This is a genomic window from Arenimonas sp., assembly GCF_044353605.1.
Lineage (GTDB): Bacteria > Pseudomonadota > Gammaproteobacteria > Xanthomonadales > Xanthomonadaceae > Arenimonas.
Genome location: NZ_JBILBO010000009.1, coordinates 21,894 through 40,323 on the forward strand (window position 1 = coordinate 21,894; position 18,430 = coordinate 40,323).

General features: G+C 58.4%; 19 protein-coding genes and 1 tRNA gene. 10 read left to right on the forward strand and 10 right to left on the reverse strand.

Annotated features, from left to right (window positions below):
- The first annotated feature begins 1 nt into the window (after position 1).
- Genes ACIQ1A_RS06860 through ACIQ1A_RS06875 form a run of 4 tightly spaced genes read left to right on the forward strand, consistent with a single transcriptional unit; the run spans position 2 to position 3,444 of the window.
- Positions 2 to 1,339 carry a TRZ/ATZ family hydrolase gene (locus ACIQ1A_RS06860; RefSeq protein ID WP_395770317.1) on the forward strand — a complete coding sequence of 446 codons (1,338 nt, stop codon included), beginning with the start codon at positions 2 to 4 and terminating at the stop codon, positions 1,337 to 1,339.
- A complete protein-coding gene (gene ubiG, locus ACIQ1A_RS06865; protein ID WP_395770318.1) occupies positions 1,336 to 2,040 on the forward strand; it encodes a bifunctional 2-polyprenyl-6-hydroxyphenol methylase/3-demethylubiquinol 3-O-methyltransferase UbiG in 705 nt (234 codons plus the stop codon). Before ACIQ1A_RS06860 ends, ubiG begins: the two co-directional genes overlap by 4 nt.
- The gene (gene gph, locus ACIQ1A_RS06870; RefSeq protein ID WP_395770319.1) at positions 2,033 to 2,704 is read left to right on the forward strand and encodes a phosphoglycolate phosphatase; all 672 of its coding nucleotides are present in this window, start codon (positions 2,033 to 2,035) and stop codon (positions 2,702 to 2,704) included. Before ubiG ends, gph begins: the two co-directional genes overlap by 8 nt.
- Positions 2,704 to 3,444, forward strand: a complete 741-nt coding sequence (locus tag ACIQ1A_RS06875; RefSeq protein ID WP_395770320.1) for a hypothetical protein — start codon at positions 2,704 to 2,706, stop codon at positions 3,442 to 3,444. The genes gph and ACIQ1A_RS06875 overlap by 1 nt, the downstream gene beginning before the upstream one ends.
- Positions 3,445 to 3,450: 6 nt before the next feature.
- Here ACIQ1A_RS06875 and pyrC read toward each other — a convergent pair whose 3' ends face one another.
- Genes pyrC through ACIQ1A_RS06890 form a run of 3 tightly spaced genes read right to left on the reverse strand, consistent with a single transcriptional unit; the run spans position 3,451 to position 5,325 of the window.
- Positions 3,451 to 4,482, reverse strand: coding sequence for a dihydroorotase (gene pyrC / locus ACIQ1A_RS06880; RefSeq protein WP_395770321.1), 1,032 nt, complete (start codon positions 4,480 to 4,482; stop codon positions 3,451 to 3,453).
- A 15-nt stretch (positions 4,483 to 4,497) separates the two neighbouring features.
- Positions 4,498 to 4,737, reverse strand: a complete 240-nt coding sequence (gene yidD, locus ACIQ1A_RS06885) for a membrane protein insertion efficiency factor YidD (protein ID WP_395770322.1) — start codon at positions 4,735 to 4,737, stop codon at positions 4,498 to 4,500.
- A gap of 6 nt (positions 4,738 to 4,743) precedes the next feature.
- On the reverse strand, positions 4,744 to 5,325 hold the full coding sequence (locus ACIQ1A_RS06890; protein ID WP_395770323.1) for a hypothetical protein: 582 nt from the start codon (positions 5,323 to 5,325) through the stop codon (positions 4,744 to 4,746).
- A gap of 52 nt (positions 5,326 to 5,377) precedes the next feature.
- On the opposite strand from ACIQ1A_RS06890, the gene dksA reads away from it, so the two are divergent.
- Positions 5,378 to 5,926, forward strand: coding sequence for an RNA polymerase-binding protein DksA (dksA, locus tag ACIQ1A_RS06895; RefSeq protein WP_395770324.1), 549 nt, complete (start codon positions 5,378 to 5,380; stop codon positions 5,924 to 5,926).
- Positions 5,927 to 5,967: 41 nt separating this feature from the next.
- Here dksA and ACIQ1A_RS06900 read toward each other — a convergent pair whose 3' ends face one another.
- The 4 genes from ACIQ1A_RS06900 to ACIQ1A_RS06915 all read right to left on the reverse strand — a co-directional run bounded on the left by ACIQ1A_RS06900 (position 5,968) and on the right by ACIQ1A_RS06915 (position 9,772).
- Complete coding sequence (locus ACIQ1A_RS06900) at positions 5,968 to 7,719, reverse strand: DUF885 domain-containing protein (protein ID WP_395770325.1); 1,752 nt, start codon at positions 7,717 to 7,719, stop codon at positions 5,968 to 5,970.
- On the reverse strand, positions 7,716 to 8,141 hold the full coding sequence (locus ACIQ1A_RS06905) for a SufE family protein (protein WP_395770326.1): 426 nt from the start codon (positions 8,139 to 8,141) through the stop codon (positions 7,716 to 7,718). Before ACIQ1A_RS06905 ends, ACIQ1A_RS06900 begins: the two co-directional genes overlap by 4 nt.
- Positions 8,141 to 9,511: a cysteine--tRNA ligase gene (gene cysS, locus ACIQ1A_RS06910; RefSeq protein ID WP_395770327.1), complete on the reverse strand. Its 1,371-nt coding sequence runs from the start codon at positions 9,509 to 9,511 to the stop codon at positions 8,141 to 8,143. Before cysS ends, ACIQ1A_RS06905 begins: the two co-directional genes overlap by 1 nt.
- 184 nt (positions 9,512 to 9,695) lie before the next feature.
- A tRNA-Pro gene (locus tag ACIQ1A_RS06915) sits at positions 9,696 to 9,772 on the reverse strand.
- A 170-nt stretch (positions 9,773 to 9,942) separates the two neighbouring features.
- On the opposite strand from ACIQ1A_RS06915, the gene hisS reads away from it, so the two are divergent.
- The 3 genes from hisS to ACIQ1A_RS06930 are packed head-to-tail and all read left to right on the forward strand — an operon-like array spanning position 9,943 to position 14,755.
- Complete coding sequence (gene hisS, locus ACIQ1A_RS06920; protein ID WP_395770328.1) at positions 9,943 to 11,301, forward strand: histidine--tRNA ligase; 1,359 nt, start codon at positions 9,943 to 9,945, stop codon at positions 11,299 to 11,301.
- The gene (gene hutH / locus ACIQ1A_RS06925; RefSeq protein WP_395770329.1) at positions 11,298 to 13,181 is read left to right on the forward strand and encodes a histidine ammonia-lyase; all 1,884 of its coding nucleotides are present in this window, start codon (positions 11,298 to 11,300) and stop codon (positions 13,179 to 13,181) included. Before hisS ends, hutH begins: the two co-directional genes overlap by 4 nt.
- Entirely contained in the window at positions 13,181 to 14,755 is a 1,575-nt protein-coding gene (locus tag ACIQ1A_RS06930) for a calcineurin-like phosphoesterase C-terminal domain-containing protein (protein WP_395770330.1), read from the forward strand. The genes hutH and ACIQ1A_RS06930 overlap by 1 nt, the downstream gene beginning before the upstream one ends.
- Here ACIQ1A_RS06930 and mtnC read toward each other — a convergent pair.
- Genes mtnC through ACIQ1A_RS06945 form a run of 3 tightly spaced genes read right to left on the reverse strand, consistent with a single transcriptional unit; the run spans position 14,752 to position 16,618 of the window.
- Complete coding sequence (mtnC, locus tag ACIQ1A_RS06935) at positions 14,752 to 15,456, reverse strand: acireductone synthase (RefSeq protein ID WP_395770331.1); 705 nt, start codon at positions 15,454 to 15,456, stop codon at positions 14,752 to 14,754. The two genes, ACIQ1A_RS06930 and mtnC, sit on opposite strands and share 4 nt — an antisense overlap.
- Entirely contained in the window at positions 15,453 to 16,001 is a 549-nt protein-coding gene (locus ACIQ1A_RS06940; protein ID WP_395770332.1) for a 1,2-dihydroxy-3-keto-5-methylthiopentene dioxygenase, read from the reverse strand. The genes mtnC and ACIQ1A_RS06940 overlap by 4 nt, the downstream gene beginning before the upstream one ends.
- Positions 15,998 to 16,618 carry a methylthioribulose 1-phosphate dehydratase gene (locus ACIQ1A_RS06945; RefSeq protein WP_395770333.1) on the reverse strand — a complete coding sequence of 207 codons (621 nt, stop codon included), beginning with the start codon at positions 16,616 to 16,618 and terminating at the stop codon, positions 15,998 to 16,000. The genes ACIQ1A_RS06940 and ACIQ1A_RS06945 overlap by 4 nt, the downstream gene beginning before the upstream one ends.
- Positions 16,619 to 16,754: 136 nt before the next feature.
- Here ACIQ1A_RS06945 and ACIQ1A_RS06950 point away from each other — a divergent pair, with 136 nt between their 5' ends.
- Positions 16,755 to 17,066: a high-potential iron-sulfur protein gene (locus ACIQ1A_RS06950; RefSeq protein ID WP_395770334.1), complete on the forward strand. Its 312-nt coding sequence runs from the start codon at positions 16,755 to 16,757 to the stop codon at positions 17,064 to 17,066.
- A gap of 83 nt (positions 17,067 to 17,149) precedes the next feature.
- On the forward strand, positions 17,150 to 18,415 hold the full coding sequence (gene rmuC, locus ACIQ1A_RS06955) for a DNA recombination protein RmuC (protein WP_395770335.1): 1,266 nt from the start codon (positions 17,150 to 17,152) through the stop codon (positions 18,413 to 18,415).
- Positions 18,416 to 18,430: the final 15 nt, after the last annotated feature.

Sequence of the window (18,430 nt, forward strand, 5' to 3'; positions counted from 1 at the left end):
GATGTCCGAAGCACGGCAGCCCTGTGATTGGCTGATCGAAGCCGGCTGGATCATTCCCGTGCAGCCGGCCGGCCTCGTGCTGGAGGCGCATGCGCTGGTCATCGATGGCGACCGCATCACCGCCATTCTGCCGATTGACCAAGCCCGTGCCCGCTATGCGCCGGATGCGCATGTGCAACGCCCCGGCTCGGTGCTGATGCCGGGCCTGATCAATGCCCATACCCACAATCCGATGAGCCTGATGCGCGGCGTGGCCGATGATCTGGCGCTGATGCCCTGGCTCAACGAGCACATCTGGCCGATCGAGCGCGCGGTGATGACACCGGATTTCATCGCTGACGGCATCGAATTGGCCGTCGCCGAGATGATCCGTGGCGGCACCACCTGCTGCAACGAAAACTACTTCTTTCCCGATGCCCAGGCGCGCACCTATGACCGCCTGGGTTTCCGTGCCGCCATCAGCATTCCGGTCATCGATTTCCCATCGGCCTGGGCGGGCAGCCAGGACGAGTATTTCGACAAGGGTCTGGCCGTGCATGACCAGTACCGTTCACATCCCTTGCTCAGCTTCAGCATGACCCCGCATGCGCCCTATACCGTGTGCGATGCCAGCTTCGAACGGATCCGCCGTTATGCCGAACAGTTGGATCTGCCTGTGCATTGCCACATCCATGAAACTGCCCAGGAAATCACCGATTCCATCCGTCAATACGGCCAGCGCCCGTTGGCGCGCCTGGACCGCCTCGGGCTGGTCAATGAGCGTCTGACTGCCGTGCACATGACCCAACTGACGCCCGAAGAAATCGCCTTGTGTGCCACCCGCGGCGTATCGGTGGTGCATTGTCCGCAATCGAACCTCAAACTGGCTTCGGGCTTCTGTCCGGTCGGTGCATTACAGGCTGCCGGCGTCAATCTGGCCATCGGTACCGACGGCTGTGCCAGCAATAACGATTTGGACATGTTCGATGAACTGCGCACCGCTGCGCTTCTGGCCAAGGCGGTTGCCGGCGATGCCACCGTATTCAAGGCCAGCGAGGCCCTGCATGCCGCCACTTTTGCCGGCGCACGCGCGATGGGGCTAGAGCAGTCCATCGGTTCGCTGGAACCGGGTAAACAGGCTGACATCATCGCCATCGATCTTGACCGGCTCGAAGCCGCTCCGCTTTACGATGTGGTTTCCCAGTTGGTCTATGCCGGAGCACGGCATTGGGTCAGTGATGTCTGGATCGCCGGCCGTGCCAAGATGCTGAAACGCGAATTGCAGGATATCGATCTTGAGCGCCTGCTGGCCGGTACCCGCCGCTGGCAACAAACTATCCGGGAGATACCACGCACATGAACGGCAATGTCCATCCCCATGAAATTGAAAAATTCGGTGCACTTGCCAGCCGCTGGTGGGATGCCAATGGTCCGCAACGGCCGCTGCATGAACTCAATCCGGTTCGTCTCGCCTACGTACGGGGGGTTCAGCCCCTGAAGCAGCAGCGCGTGCTTGATGTTGGCTGCGGCGGCGGATTGCTGACCGAAGCCATGGCCGCCGAAGGCGCCCTGGCGACCGGCATCGATCTGTCCGAGCAGCTGATCGACATCGCCCGCTTGCATCTGCTTGAGTCGGGCCTGCAGGCCGATTACCGCGTGATCTCCGCCGAAGCCATTGCCGCAGAGCAGCCGGCGGCCTTCGATGTGGTGACCTGCATGGAGATGCTCGAACACGTTCCCGATCCGCAGGCAATCATTCAGGCCTGTTTCGATGCCCTGAAGCCGGGCGGCCGCCTGTTTCTGTCCACCATCAACCGCACGCCGCCGGCATTCGCGCTGGCCGTGGTCGGCGCTGAATACCTGGCGCGGCTGCTTCCGAAAGGCACCCACGATTACCGCAGTTTCATCAAGCCCTCTGAATTGGCGGCAGCCCTGCGTCAAAGCGGATTCCAGCTCGAAGACGTCAGCGGCCTGCTCTACAATCCGCTGACCCGAACGGCCCGTGTCGGAAGCAATACCTCCGTCAATTACCTGATGACGGCACGCAAGCCCGATGTCTGAGATGATTGCACCGCTTGTATTGTTCGATTTGGACGGCACACTGCTGGACAGTGCCCGCGACCTGCATGCGGCCATGGAGATGCTGTTGGCGGAAAAAGGCGAACCGTCGGTCGACTTTGCGATGTTCCGGCCGGTGGTTTCCAAAGGCGCCCGCGCCATGCTGAAACGCAGTTTTGCCGGTGCCGACGAGCAGCAGCGCGAGGCGCTGCTGCCGGAATTCCTCGCGTACTACGAAAGCGCGCTCGCCGCACACAGTCGCCTGTTCGATGGCGTCGCCGAAGTGCTGTCGCAGATTGAAGCGCAGCCTTCGCGTTGGGGCATCGTCACCAATAAACCGTTTTATCTGGCTGAACCCCTGGTTGAGAAACTCGGCTGGTCCCAGCGCAGCGCGATCCTGCTCGGCGGCGATAGTCTGCCACGCAAGAAGCCCGATCCGGATCAGCTGCTGCACGCCTGTGCGGTACTCGGGGTAAGGCCGGAGCAGGTGGTGTATGTCGGCGATGACGAGCGTGACGTTCAGGCCGCCAATGCCGCCGGTATGCGCTCCATCGGCGCCCTGTGGGGCTACCGTCCCGATGACGACGATCCGGAGCGCTGGCAGGCCGATGATCTGGCAGAACTGCCGCTGGATTTGATCGGCCGTGGATTGCTGCGCAGCCGCTGATGTCCGATTCCGAGTCCCTGCGCAGCTTCACTGCTAAATGGCAGGCCATGTGGCCGGAGCAGATGCTGTTGCAGACATTCCTGCCCGCTGACCAACGGCCGCAAGCCGCAGCTTGGAATGCCTTGTTCTGTGAGCTGCAGGAATGTGTGTTTGCCCTCGAACAGGAGGCTGTGCGCGGCCCGAAATCCCTGTGGTGGGCGGATGAACTGCAACGGATGTCCCGCGGGCAGGCGCGTCATCCGCTGACGATGTCACTTCAGGAACACGCCGCGCCTTTCGCAGGCATTGCCGAACCGATGCTGGCCTTGGCGACGCAGGTTCCGCTGCGATCAGGCACAAGTAAGCAGCTGATGCAGCAACTGCAGCCGTACTCGGAAGCGGTGGCTGCGTGTGAATCGGCGCTTTTCGGCAGGACATCCGAAACCGATGCTGCCGTCATCAACATCCAGCTGTTGCTGATGCGGCTGCCCGGCGGTTTTCAGGCCTTCGATCGTGCCATGGTGCCGATGCATCTGCTTGCGCGGCATCAGGCGCTCGACGCCCCCACCGATGCATTGCGGGATGATTGGCTCACGGAATTGCTGACGCTATTGCCGGAATGCCATGCCGGAAATCCTTACCGGGAGGCGCAGCGGCGTTTCATACGCCGTCGGCTGCGCGCCCTGCGTTCCGGAAAATCACCGTCATTGACACCGGCGTACGCCTGGGACGCATGGCGGGCTGTAGGCCAGTTCCGTTGATCGGGTTTAAACGACTTTCCAGCGCAGACTTTCGCCCGCCCGTAGCGGCGTCAACATGGCATCGCCCATGGGCAGCTGCTGCGGAACCGTCCATGCTTCGCGCTTCAGCGTGATGGTGTCGGTGTTGCGCGGCAGCCCGTAGAAGTCGGCGCCATGAATGCTGGCAAATGCTTCCAGCCGGTCCAGTGCACCGGCGTCCTCGAAGGCTTCCGCATACAGCTCGATGGCCGCGTGTGCGGTATAGATTCCGGCGCAACCGCAGGACGATTCTTTGGTGCCGGTGGCATGCGGTGCGCTGTCGGTACCCAGGAAGAACTTCGGACTGCCCGAAACCGCGGCCGACACCAGCGCCAACCGGTGCGGTTCACGCTTGAGCACCGGCAGGCAATACATGTGCGGCCGGATGCCGCCTTGAAACATTGCGTTGCGGTTGTACAGCAGATGGTGCGCGGTAATGGTGGCCGCGACATTGGCCGGAGCTGCTGCCACGAATTCGGCTGCTTGGCGCGTGGTGATGTGTTCCAGGACCACTTTCAGCCGCGGGTAGTCGCGCAACAGCGGCACCAAATGCTGTTCGATGAACACCGCTTCCCGGTCGAATATATCGACTTCGGAGTGAGTGACTTCCCCGTGCAATAGCAACGGCATGCCGCAGGCTTCCATCGCTGCGATCGCCTCCGCGGCCTTAGCCAGGTCGGTCACGCCGGAGTCGGAATTGGTGGTGGCGCCGGCAGGGTAGTATTTCACGGCATGCACGAAGCCGCTGGCTTTGGCACGCAGTATTTCATCGGCGCGGGTATTGTCCGTGAGGTACAGGGTCATCAGGGGCTGGAAGCGACTGCCGGCCGTCGCATCGGTCAGCCGTTGCCGATAAGCTTCAGCGTCGGCCACAGTAACTACCGGTGGTTTCAGGTTCGGCATCACGATGGCGCGCCCGAACACGCGGGCGGTATCTGTAATGACGCTGCGCATGTCGGCGCCATCCCGGAAATGGATATGCCAGTCATCCGGGCGAATCAGGGTCAGGGTATCGGTCATGCTGCTTCCATGGGTTCAGGAGTGGGAGTGGCGGCTGCATTTTTCCGGTACGGGGTCATAACCACCGGGATGGAAGGGATGGCAGCGCAGGAGTCGGGCGGCAGTCAGATAGACGCCCTTGAAAAACCCGAAGCGTTCAATGGCCTGCATGGAATAATTCGAGCAGGACGGGCTGAAACGGCAGGTTTGGCCCAGCAGAGGGCTGATCATCACCTGGTAACCGCGTAGTAGCCACAGAGCCAGCGTTTTCAGCATAAAATATCACCGCAACATCTTGCGAAGGTCTATAGTGTAGGCTATAAAAGATGTCTTGAGCCTAAACCAATGAGGAACTCCCCACGTGGCTAGCAAAAAAACGGTAAAACCCGGTAAAAAACCGGTCGCCCGCAAGCCGGCCGCCAAGGCCGCCAAGCCCGCGAAGAAGACGGTAAAAAAAGCCGCCGCCAAGCCCGCGAAAGCCAAGAAGCCCGTTGCCAAAGCCAAGGCGGCCGCAAAAAAGCCGACCAAACCGGTAAAGAAACCCGTCGCCAAAAAGTCGGTCGCCAAGAAACCCGTTGCCAAAGCCAAGGCCAAGGCGCCTGCCAAAAAGCCGTTGAAGCCGGCGAAAAAGCCGATTGCCAAAAAGCCTGTTGCCAAAAAGCCTGTTGCCAAAAAGCCTGTTGCCAAAAAGCCTGTTGCCAAAGCCAAGGCGCCCGCCAAAAAGCCGATTAAGCCGGCCAAGAAGCCGATAGCCAAAAAGCCTGTTGCCAAAGCCAAGGCGCCCGTCAACAAGCCGGTCGCTAAAAAGCCCGCACCAAAACCTGTTAAAAAAGCCGCCGTCGCGCCCAGCAAACCGATCGCCAAGGCCCCTGTCAGCAAGAAACCCGAAGTCAAGAAGCCTGAAGCGAATAAATCCGTGCCTGTAGCCGTCAAAGTCCCTGAAAAACAAATTGCACCCGCACCCGTTGCCAAACCCGTTCGAAAAGGCGCCCGCGCCGGTTATGTGAAGCGCGATGTGGTTGTTGAAAAAGCCCTGAAGCAGAAATCCGTTCGTCGTGTCCAATTGCCATCCGGCTACAAGCCGAGTGACAAAGAAGAATACATGAATGACTATCAGCTCGAATATTTCCGCCAGAAACTGCTTTCCGAGCGCGACAATCTTCTGACGGCCACCCAGGAAACCATCAACGAGTTGAAGGAAGAAGCGCGTGATGTCGGCGATGAGGCCGAACGCGCATCCCGTGAAACCGAAAATTTCTTCGAACTACGTACCCGAGACCGTTACCGCAAACTGCTCTACAAGATCGATAAAATCATCGCCACCATCGACGACGGCACCTACGGGTACTGCGTGGATACCGGTGAGGAAATCGGTATCAAGCGCCTTGAAGGACGCCCGATGGCCGAACGCACGGTCGATGCCCAAGAGCGCTGGGAACACAAAAAGAAACAGCTCGGCGACTAATACGCCCTTGCCGTGAAAAAGCCCCGTTACCGGGGCTTTTTTTATTTCGCTTCCAGCGCCGGATAGAAGCGCCAGACCGGCTTCGAATCCGGATCCGGATCGACTTTCATCAGACGGCTACGCACAACCGATACCGGCATCGGACCGCCCTTAAGGATCGCGTCGTGGAATTCCCGATCGGTCATCTTGCCCGATTCGACCAGTTCCCGGCGAAGCTCCCAGAATTGGAGGCCACCAAGCATATAGGCCGCTTGGTAAATGGGACCGTAATCGCCGGCAAAGCTCCGACGCACCTCCGCTGCAGCGTTGGCGCGTTCATGGCCGACCCGTTCAACCAGCATGTCAATGGACTGTTGCGGGGTCATGGTGCCCATGTGGAACGACAGGGAGAACAGGATGCGGGCGGCGCGGTGGCTGCGCCAGAACAGCATGCCCAGTTTCTGTTCGGGGGTTTTTGCAAAGCCTTTCTGGTAAAGCAGGAATTCCCAGTACAAGGCCCAGCCTTCACTCCAGAACGGCGTGCCGAACAGCTCGCGATGGCTGTTGTAACGGCTGTTGTAGAAATGCTGCAGATGATGCCCGGGAATCAACTCATGATGAACGACAGCACGTGAGAAATAGCGATTGTTGCCACGCAAGGCCATGGCCTGCTTGTCGGCCGGCATGCTGTCGTGCGGATAGGCGACCCAGACATCTTCACCGCCAAGAAAGAACGGCGCCTGCAACTGGTATTCCGGAGTCAGCATGGTCATGCGCCAATCGCGCTTGGCCAGTCCGGGAATGGTCACCAGCTGCCTGCTTTCAATGAAATCGATGGCTTCGTCCGCCAGCTTAAGCACATATTGCGGCTGCTCGCCGACGGCCGGACCGTCCTTCTTGATATGTTCCAGAGCATCATGCCAGTCGGCGTAACCCATTTCGGCGGCGGCCTTGCGCATTTCCTCCTGGCACCAGCTCAATTCGCGTTCGGCCAGTTGCACGATCTGTTCCGGTGTATATGGAATCATTTCATAGCGAAGCGCGGCCTCGACGGCATCCCGGCCGATGGGATCGCCGATGATGGTTTCCGGGTCGGATGCTTTGGCGATGTCGTTGCGCAGGAATTTCGCAGTGGCTTCGAACTGCTTGTCGAGGATTTCGTAGGGCTTCGCGACCTGTTTGGAGTAGGCCGGGTTGTAGCCATTATAGAAGGTATGCCATTGCTTTAAATCTTCGCGGAATGCAGAAAGCAGTTTTGACGCACGCAGGGTAATGACCGGCGAAGCCGGATTATTGCGTAAACGCGCTTCGTTTGCCTGCAGTGCGCCGGCAGCCCGTTCAATGAGACGTTTGGATTTTTCCGCATCAATGGGTTTCAAGGCGCGACGCTGTTCAGCCATCGCAATCAGCGGTTCGACTTCCGGCAAAAGCGCCAAAGCCTGGGCATTGCGCGCACGTTCAAAATCCAATTGCTTGAGCCGGTAGTTCAGCTCGCGCCGAAGCAGGGCGGCATCAATCCGGTCTTCTGGGCCGAGTGACGCCGTATCGAACTCACCCAGCCGGGTCTGCCAGCCGAGATAAAGATTGCGGAGCGCATTCTCACGGGCGACACCGGCCGTTATGTCATAGGTATGTTCGGTGCTTTCCAGATCATTCTGGAAACGTTGGATGAAGAATGCCAGGGCGTGTTGGGATGTCGGGATTTCCGAGCGTTGCGGAATATTGACCGGTCCCATCGGACTGGCGGCATCGAGCGATGTCGTGGCCAGCAGGGCGGCTATGGTGGCGCTGAGCAGGGCAGGGCGATGATTCATATGGACTCCGCAGTCTTTTGGATGAAGGCCAGCAATGCGGAAAAGCCATTGCTGCGTGTCGGTGACAGATGTTTGCTTAAACCGATGGCCTGCACGAAATCCGCGGGATTTGCCTGGATTTCCTCTGAGGTCCGCCCGGAGTAGACCCGCAGTGCCAGATAGACCAGCCCGGAAACGATGCTGGAGTCCGAGGCAGCCGAAAAATAAAGCCGCTGATCCTGGACATGCGGCACGATCCAGACTTTCGACTGACAGCCCTGCAGGCGATTGCTTTCGGTTTTCCATTCCTCGGGAAAATCCGGCAGACGTTTCCCGAGATCAATCAGATATTGATAGCGTTCCGACCAGTCCCCGAAAAACGCAAACTCTTCGATGATGGCTTCCTGGGCTTGGGCGGCGCTGGATTCCGTAGGCAACAGCATCAGGCGCGTTTCCAACGCACGCCCTGCGGCGTGTCTTCCAGCAGGATGCCTTCATCGGCCAGCTGCTTGCGGATGGCATCGGCACGGGTGAAATCCCTGCCGGCCTTGGCAGCGATGCGCTCGTCGACCAATCCCTGGATACGGGCATCGTCACTGCCATCGGCACCTTTGGCGAACCAGGCTGCCGGTGTCTGCTGCAATAGTCCGAGTGCGGATGCTGCACCCAGTAACTGGGCTTTCAGCAAGGCGCGTTCGGCTGCATCTTCGCTACGGCGTGCCTGACCGGCCAAATTTGCGATTTCCGCAAGCACTTGCGGTGTGTTGAGGTCGTCGCACAGTGCGGCCTCGATGGATTCGGGAATCGATGTGTCCGGTGTCTGTACATCGGAAAGGTCACGCAGGGTGCCGTAGAGGCGGTCCAGAGTTCTGATGCTTTGTTCGATCAACGCGTCAGACCAGTCCAAGGGCTGGCGGTAATGTGCCGACAGCAGCGCATAGCGCAGCGCCTCGGGAGGATGTTTGGCCAATAGCTCATGCAGAATGCTGACATTGCCGACCGATTTCGACATCTTGCTGCCGCCGAAATTGAGCATGCCGTTATGAAGCCAGAAGCGGGCAAATACCTTGCCGCCATGGGCGCAGGTGCTCTGGGCGATTTCGTTCTCGTGGTGCGGGAATTGCAGATCGACGCCGCCGGCATGGATGTCGATGGTTTCGCCCAGGTGGGCTTCACTCATTGCCGAGCATTCGATATGCCAGCCCGGACGGCCGACGCCCCAGGGCGAATCCCAGCCGGGCAAATCCGGTGTGGACGGCTTCCAGAGCACGAAGTCACCCGGATGACGCTTATAGGGGGCGACTTCCACGCGTGCGCCGGCAATCATTTCATCGAGGCTACGGCGTGACAGCTGCCCGTAGTCGGCGTAGCTGTCGACGGCAAACAGCACATGGCCTTCGGCGGCATAGGCATGTCCGGCCGCAATCAGGCGTTCAATCATGGCGATGATATGCGGGATATGGTCGGTGGCGTGCGGTTCGATGTCGGGCGGCTGGATGCCGAGCGCGGCCATGTCCTCGCGGTAAATGGCGGTGTACTTGTCGGTAATGGTCGAGATCGGAACATCCAGTGCTTTGGCAGCGGCGTTGATCTTGTCATCGACATCGGTGATATTGCGTGCGTAAGTCACTTTCGGAAAATGACGGCGCAGCAGTTTGATCAAAACATCGAACACCACCGGGCCGCGGGCATTGCCGATATGCACGTAGTTATAGACCGTCGGGCCGCAAAGGTAGACGGTGATGTTGGACGGATCGGCGGGTGTAAAGGCTTCCAGCCGGCGGTGGAGATTGTTGTAGAAATGAAGGCTCATGGGTTTATTTTAGCAAGCTTTGGCCTGCAGATTGGCCCATGTCCCGGCAGTTCGCAATCGGACCGATACTGATGGTAGCGGTCCCGGACGCCCGAGGAAAGCCTGGCCGCAAGCACTTCCGAGGGGGCCGGAGCGAATCTCGGGCTTGAGAAACTGAAACAGCGCCTTGCGGCGCTATAAAAGTTGGTCGGGGAGACAGGATTCGAACCTGCGACCTCTACGTCCCGAACGTAGCGCTCTACCAGACTGAGCTACACCCCGATTCCGCTATTTTACCGTATTTTGGCAGGTCAGGAAAAGACTTGGCATCAAAAATATCCAAGCGATGTCGCTTAAAGCCCTGTTTTAGGGCCCTCCGCAGCTATTTCGCATGGAATCTCCGAAACCGCCGGCAACCCGTTAAAATAAAGGCTTGAATGTAGGAGTCGATCGTGATCAAGCCCCGTACCCCCGCCGGCACCCTTGAACTGTTGCCCAGCGAGCAACGCACCTTCAACCACATGCTCGAGGTCATCCGTCGCAATTACGAGCGCTTCGGCTTTCTGCCGATTGAAACACCGGTGTTCGAATTGAGTGATGTGCTGCTGACCAAAACCGGGGGCGAAACCGAGCGACAGGTCTACTTCGTGCAGTCGACCGGTGCTCTGGAACAGGGCGGCGCTCCGGAACTTGCCCTGCGTTTCGATTTGACCGTGCCTTTGGCCCGCTATGTGGCCGAGCACGAACACCAACTGGCATTTCCATTTCGCCGTTACCAGATCCAGCGGGTTTACCGCGGTGAGCGTGCGCAGAAAGGACGCTTCCGCGAGTTCTATCAGTGCGACATCGATGTGGTCGGAAAGGATGCGCTGTCGGTGCGCTACGATGCTGAAATCCCGGCGGTCATCCATGCCGTTTTTTCGGAACTGGCCATCGGCCCGTTCACCATTTCGCTCAATAACCGAAAAATACTCCGTGGCTTCTTTGAAGCCATCGGCATCGGCGACGGTGACGGCCAGGCCGCCGTGCTGCGTGAAATCGACAAGATCGACAAGCGTGGTGCCGAAGCGGTGGCGCAGACCCTGAAAGGCGAGGGCTTCGGTTTGGCGCATGCCATCATCGAGCAGATCCTGGGCTTCGTTCTCATGCGTTCCAGCAGCCACGCCTCCGCCTTGGCCATCCTGTCCGATATCGGTACGCGCTACCCGCAGACCGCCGAAGGCGTTGCCGAAATGTCGATGGTATTGACCATGCTCAAGGATCTCGGCGTGCCCGAGAAGAATTACGCCCTGAATTTTTCAATCGCCCGAGGTCTCGATTACTACACCGGCACGGTCTACGAGACCACCTTGGACGATTATCCGCAGATCGGATCCATCTGTTCCGGCGGACGCTATGACAATCTGGCCAGCCACTACAGCAAATCGAAACTTCCCGGCGTCGGGATTTCCATCGGCGCCAGCCGTTTGTTCTGGCAGTTGCGTGAGTCCGGACTGATGGCCCCCGATCCGCACAGCCATATGGTGCTGATCGGCCTGATGAGTGATGACGACCTTCCCGAATCTCTGGCCATCGCAGGCGAACTGCGTGCGGCAGGGATCGCCTGTGAAGTGCAACTGGAAGCCAAGAAGCTGGCCAAGCAATTCCAATACGCCGACAAAGTCGGTTTCAGTTACATGCTCCTGCTCGGCGAAAGCGAACGCGCCAAGGGCGTGGTCAGCCTGAAGAATCTGGCGACCGGCAAGCAGGTCGAGATCGCCCGCGCCGATCTGCTGCGCTGCCTGAGTCAGGCCAAGGAGTGGGGGCTATGAAATCGATTACCCTGACCGGCACCACCCTCAGTCATGAGCAGGTGGTCGCGGTGGCCTATGGCGCCAGCGTCGTTCTGGACCCGGCACAGCTGCCCAAAGTCGCGGCGACTGCCGAGTTTCTGGCCGAACAGGTCACTCAGCAGCAGCCCCTGTACGGCATTTCCACCGGATTCGGATCCAATGCCGACAAGCTGCTCGGCGCGCATCCCATCCGCAACAGCCGGCGTAGCGGCGAAACCCTCTTGCAGGAACTTCAGCGGAATCTGATCATTACCCACGCCGTGTGCGTGGGTGAACCCTTCGCGCCGGAAGTGGTGCGGGCGATGATGGTCATCCGTATCAACACCCTGATGCGCGGCCATTCCGGCATCCGGGTGGAAACCCTGCAGGCGCTGACCGCAATGCTCAACGCCGGCGTGGTACCGGTGGTACCCAAACTCGGCTCGGTCGGTGCCAGTGGCGATCTGGCGCCGCTGTCGCATCTTGCGATTGTCCTGCTCGGGGGCGGTGAAGCGTTTTTCGATGGCGAGCGCCTGATTGGTGCGGACGCACTGGCCAAGGCGGGATTGCAGCCCATCGTGCTTTCGCATAAGGAAGGGCTGGCGCTGAATAACGGCACCGCGCAGATGCTCGCCACCGGCGTCTTGGCCGTCGCCAAGCTCGAGGAGTTGTGTGACACCGCCGATCTGGCCGCCGCCATGACCCTCGATGCCTTTGCCGGACGCATGCGTGCTTTCGATGATCACGTTCATGCTTTAAGGCCACATCCCGGCCAGGTGCATGCCGCCAAGCACCTCAAACAGTTCCTGGCCGGATCGAAATTGACCGATATTGCCTACCATCTCGTACCACGCTTCAAGTCCTGGCTGCCGGAATGTTGGCCGGACCCTTCACTGGATGCGCTCAACTTCGACATTTCCTGGGACTGGGTGCCGTTCAACCAACGCCATGGCCGCGAAAAGTTTTATCAACGCTTCAAGCCGTTCCGGGGTGGCAAGAAACACCAGCCACAGGACAGCTACTCGCTGCGCTGCATTCCGCAGGTTCATGGCGCCGTCCGTGATGCGGTGGCACAGGCACGGCGGGTTCTTGAAATCGAGCTCAATGCGGTCACCGACAATCCACTGATATTTCCGGAACTGGAAGGTGCCCGCAATATCGAGGACCAGATCGTTTCCGCCGGCCATTTTCATGGCATGCCATTGGCGCTGGTGATGAGTTACGTCAAAGCCGCGATCCCGGTTTTGGCCTCGATCTCCGAGCGCCGCCTCAACAAGCTGGTCGATCCGGCCACCAATGACGGTTTGCCGGCATTCCTGATCGGCAACGAGGACGGCACAGAAAGCGGATTCATGATCGTCCAGTACACGGCAGCGGCCATCGTCAACGATCTGGCTACGCGGGCGCATCCGGCTTCGGTGTATTCGATACCGACCAGTGCCAATGCCGAAGATCACGTCTCGATGGGTGCCAATGAGGCCCGGCACGTGTTGGACATGGCGCATGATCTTGGAAAAGTCATCGCCCTGGAAATCTATACCGCGGCGCAGGCACTGGAGTTCCGTAAGGATATGATCAACGCCGCCCGCCAACTTGCCGCAACCCACGATAATGCCGTTTTGGCTTCGAAAATAAACGGCGCTCCGGATCCCGATGATGCCGAATATGCTGCTTTCATGGCGGAAGTCGAAGCCCTGCGCGCTGAGCTTGCCACCGCTGGTGAATTCACGCCAGGGCGTCCGGTGGCGGCGGCACTGTCGGCGCTGCGTCGGCATATCGCCTTCATGCCGGGCGACCGTGCCATGGATGGCGAAGTCCAGCGTATGGTCGATCTGGTCGAGCATGGCGAATTGCTGATGGCCGCCAGGGCCGCACAGTAATGATGCGCGCCACTATCGTTCTGGCAGGGGCGCTGGCGCTATTTCCGACGCTATTGCCTGCGGTCTGCGATAGTCGGGTATTCATCGATGCCAACCGTAATGGCGTTTTTGATGCCGGCGAACGCGGATTGTCGGGTGTCGCGGTATCCGATGGCGTGCATATCGTGCGCACTGACCGCGATGGCCGTTACCGCCTCGCTGCCATGCCCGGAAAAACCTTGTTCGTGATTAAACCTTCCGGTTATTCATTGCCGAAGCGCGCGGACGGTCTTCCGGACTTTTTCGCCAACCAGGCCGGAACCGGCGCGAAACTGAGGTACTGCGGCGTCGTGCAATCCGATGCCGCGTGCAAATCATTCGCCCTGAATCCAGAAGCACAGAATCCGGAGCTACCGCTTTCGGTTCTGCTGTTCGGCGATCCGCAGCCGAAGTCGGCCGTCGATGTCGATTACTACCTCCGTGACATCATCGCGCCGCTGCGCGGCAATCCGGCGGCGACCCTCGGCATCACGCTCGGGGATATCGTGCATGATGATTTGACGCTGTTGCCGGAGATTAAAAAAGCCGACAGTCTGCTCGGTATTCCCCGCCTGTATGCCGCTGGAAACCATGACATCGATTTCGATGCGGCCGGTGATGCGGGTTCACTGGAAAGCTTCCGCGCCCAGTTCGGTCCGGATACCTTCGCCTGGGAAGAGCGGCACGCCAACTTCATCGTGCTCGATGATGTGATCTACCAGCCAGGTGGAAAGCCTGCCTACATCGGCGGCCTGCGCGAATCGCAGTTCCATTTTCTGGCGCGCTATCTGGCCGGTGCCGACAAAAACAAACTGCTGGTGATTTCCGCACATATTCCCTTTTTCCAGACCAAGGACGATGCCGAAACCTTCCGCAGTGCCGACCGCCGGCGACTGTTCAAACTGCTTGCACCGTTCCGGGATGTCTTGTTGCTTACAGCGCATTCGCATGCACAGAATATCGTACAGCATGGCCCCGACAGCGACTGGCATGGCATCGGACGGCTTTTCGAATACAATGCCGGCGCAAGCTGCGGCGGCTATTGGGCCGGTTTGAAGGATAAAGACGGATTGCCCGATGCCACCATGAGCGATGGCACTCCCAACGGCTATGCCCGTCTGCATATCTCACCCCGGGATTACCGTCTGCAGTGGTTCAATGCCCGCAATCGCCCCAATGCCGCCATGGCTCTGCATCTTCCGCTTGTGCTGAGACACGGCGCCTATCCCGGTGTTGGTCTCTACGCCAACGTGTTTATGGCACGGCCTGACACCCGCGTGGACGTCCGTATCGACGATGGCTCCTGGCTACCGATGCAACGGGTTAACCGGGCCGATCCGCGGGTGTTGGCACTGAATCTGCAGGATGATGCTTCGCCGGCATTGACGGGTTATGACCGAACACCCGAGGCCACGATATCGAGCCATCTCTGGCGTTTCTCACTTCCTACCAATCTGGCTCTGGGTGAACATCGCATCCGCGTCCGGGCCATTGATGCGTGGCTGGGCGAGGTGTCAGAGGAGGCCATTTACCGGCTGGAAGCCGTCAGCCCTTAAATCGCGTCGATATCACTGAATCGTTCGAATCGAAGGTTTCCGTGGGCGGCATCGCCGGTACGGGGCTGCGGGTAATCCTCGCGGCGGTCGATCAGAGCCGTCTGCCAGCCGGCATCGCGCGCGGCATCCAGTTCTTCAACGATGTCGGAAAGAAACAGCAGATTTTCCGGCGGTATGCCGATCGCTCCGGCGATGCGCACATAGCTTCCAGTCTCGCGCTTGCCACCGATTTCAGTATCGAAGTATCCCGAAAAAAGCGGGCACAAATCGCCATGATCGGTGTGTGCGAAGAATAGTTTCTGGGCGGGTACCGAGCCGGAGCTGTAGACGTAAAGCGGGATTCCCGCGGCATGCCAGCGACGTAGACTGGCATCAGCATCCGGGTAGACCGGTGCCTTGTAGGTCGCATTGGCGTAGCCATCCACCCAGATCATGCCTTGCAGCGCTTTCAGTGCGGTATGTTTGCGGTCCTGATCAATCCATTGCAGGAGGATTTCGATGACGCCATCGAGATCTTCAGCGGCAAGGCCGTTTTCTTCGGCAACTGCTTTAACCCAATGGATGACATCCGCCCGGCCATGTTTTTCCTGCAGGAATCGGGGCAAGGCCGCGCGTGCATATGGAAACAGCACGTCCCGAACGAATGCAATGGAACTGGTGGTGCCTTCGATGTCGGTAACGATGGCCTTGACCCCGTTCATGCACGGCCTTCATAGCGTGGAAAACGTTCGGCAAGCCCGGAGTCAGTGAAATATCCGACCCAGCCATCGACCTCGGTAAAAAAGCGGATGGCGGTGAAGCGGGGCGCAGGCCCCATGTCGAACCAATGCTTGGTGCCATCCGGAACACGGATCAAATCCTGTGCTTGGCAAAGCACCTCGTAAACCCGCTCGTCGATATGCAGGGTGAAAAGGCCGCTGCCACGGACGAAGAAACGCACTTCGTCCTCTTTGTGGCTGTGTTCGCTCAGGAACTTCGCACGCATGGCCTCGCGATCCGGATGGTCCGGGTTGATGCTGACCATATCGACGGCACGGAAACCGTTTTCCGCCACCAGCTGGTCGATTTCGGGCTTGTAGGATGCAAGAATCGATTCATTGCTGGCATCATCGGCAATCGGTCGAATCGGCCAGCGCTCGAAACCGACACCCAGCGGTGCCAGCTGCGCGGCAATGACGGTGGCATCGTCGCTTTCGAACAGGACGGTATCAGGGGCGGAATCGGAAAAAACACGTAAACGGCTCATGCACGGAACCCCAGTTTGGTCATTTCGGCGGTTAAAAGAAATTCAAAGGCATCCAGATGTCTGTGCGCTTCTTCGACATCCCGGCCCCAGGTGTACAGGCCGTGGCCTTCAATCAGATAGCCCCAGAATGCCTTTTCTGCAAAGGCGGGCGCGATAGCGTCACACAGTGCGGTCATGTCCTGGGAATTGGCGACAATTGGAATACGGATGGCGGTGTCGTGTGTTTTGATGCCGTGGAATGCTTTCAGCAGTTCGTAGCCCTTGATTTCGATGAAGCCATCCTGTGCGTGGCGCATGGAGAGCAAGGTTTGCGCCAAGGAGTGCGTATGCAATACGGCGCCGGCATCAGGCCGTTCTCGATAAATCTGAGTATGCAGCAGGGTTTCCGCGGATGCGGTTCGGCCTGGATCTATTGTATTGCCATGACTGTCTACGCGCATGAAGTCATCGGCAGCCAGTCGGCCTTTGTCGCGTCCACTTGCAGTAATCAGGCAGCAATTTGCATCCGCCCGGATGGAGAAATTACTGCTGGTCGCCGGCGTCAGGCCTGCGGCGGCCAGTTTTGCCGTACACGCAATCAGGCGTTCAAGTTCAGCGGTGGGGTCAAAGCCGGTCATGAATAAGATTCATTCTCAATTGGTTGATATCAATACAAAAAAATTGCCATTTCATTGACTTGGGTTAAGTCAGGATACATTCCACGAAGGTATCATTAGCGCAAGTTCATTTTCTCATGATTATAGGAGCCTTACCATGAAATCCCAAGAAAACAGCCGCCGTCAATTCCTGATCCGCGGTCTAGTGTCCGTTGCGGCCATCCCTTTCGCTGGGGCCATGCTCTCTGCCACCGCATCGGCACAGGCTCTTAAGCCACTTCCGGCCACCAATCCTCAGGCGGTCGCCTTGAAATACGTCGCCGACGCCAAGAAAGGCGTGGGTGTGAAACCAGGCAGTAACTGTGCCAACTGCTCGTTGTTTCTGCCTGCCACCAAGGGTTGTAGCATTTTCCCGGGATTTGCGGTCGCTCCGGCCGGCTGGTGCTCGGCTTGGGCCAAGAAAGCCTAATACCCTGTCAATAAACGGCGGTCTCGGAATACGAGACCGCCATGTCGTAAGATAGCCAAGTTCCCCTAGAACTTGGCTTTTTTATGTCCTTTGATTCCATTCATATTGTTTTGTTGCTGCTGTTCATCCTTGCAGTCGTAGGCGCGCTTGTCGTCATGATGAAGAAAGCAGCCTTGTCCGTGCAATTGGAGTATCTGAACGAGGAAAATCGCAGGCTTGCCGGGCAGACCGCTGAACTGGCGATTATTCGCGAGAAGTATGCTGCCTTGGAGTCCGGTGCTGCTGCTCGTGAGGCGGCGGCCAGCGAACAGCTCAATCAGCTCATTTCGGCCGAAAACCGGTTGAAAGAGAACTTTGAAAATCTCGCCAACCGGATTTTCGAAGAAAAATCGACCACTTTCAAGAGCCAAAGCAAAGAACATCTTGAGGCCATGCTTGACCCGCTCAAAACCCAGATCGGTGAATTCAGGAATACCGTGCATCAGACCAACCAAGGTATCCACACTCTAAAAGAACTCAATTTGCGCATGGCCGAGGAGGCGACAAATCTCACCCGTGCACTCAAAGGCGATAACAAGACCCAGGGGGGCTGGGGCGAACAGGTTTTGGGCCGCATTCTTGATGCGTCCGGCCTCACCGAGGGGCGTGATTACCACGCGCAGTTTTCCTATGTGGATGAACAGAATGCACGTAAGCAACCTGACTGCGTGATTTTCCTGCCGGAAAATAAAGCCATCATTGTCGATTCTAAGGTTTCGCTCGTCGCCTACGACCGTTACATCAATTCAGAAACTGCCCTCGAACGCGATGCCGCCCTGAAAGAGCATGTACGCTCCTTGAAAAGCCATATTGATGGCCTGTCCGCAAAAGCCTATGAAGAGCTTCCCGGCAAGCGCAATCTTGATTTCGTGCTGATCTTCATACCGGTCGAGTCGGCGTTCATCGATGCCCTGCGATTGGATGATTCCCTTTATACCTATGCCCTCGACAAGAACATTGTCTTAGCTGCTCCGAGTACGTTGCTGGCCACCTGCCGTACCGTGGCGCATCTGCAGAAACTCGACAAGCGCAGCATCAACGCCATGAAGATCGCGGATCAGGCCGGCAAACTCTATGATCAATTCGTGGCGTTTAGTAGTGATATGACAAAAGTCAGTAAGGCTCTGATGGCGGCCAATGAGGCGCAGGACTCTGCACTCAAACGTTTGTCGTCAGGTAAAGGCAATCTGGTCCGACAGACTGAGCAGCTCAAAGCATTAGGTGCTAAAACGACCAAGTCGGTTCCATTCGCGCTGACCGAAGACGATTTGCCTTTACTACCGGATGCTTCAGCGTCCGATCCGGAATAAAAAACGGCGCCCGAG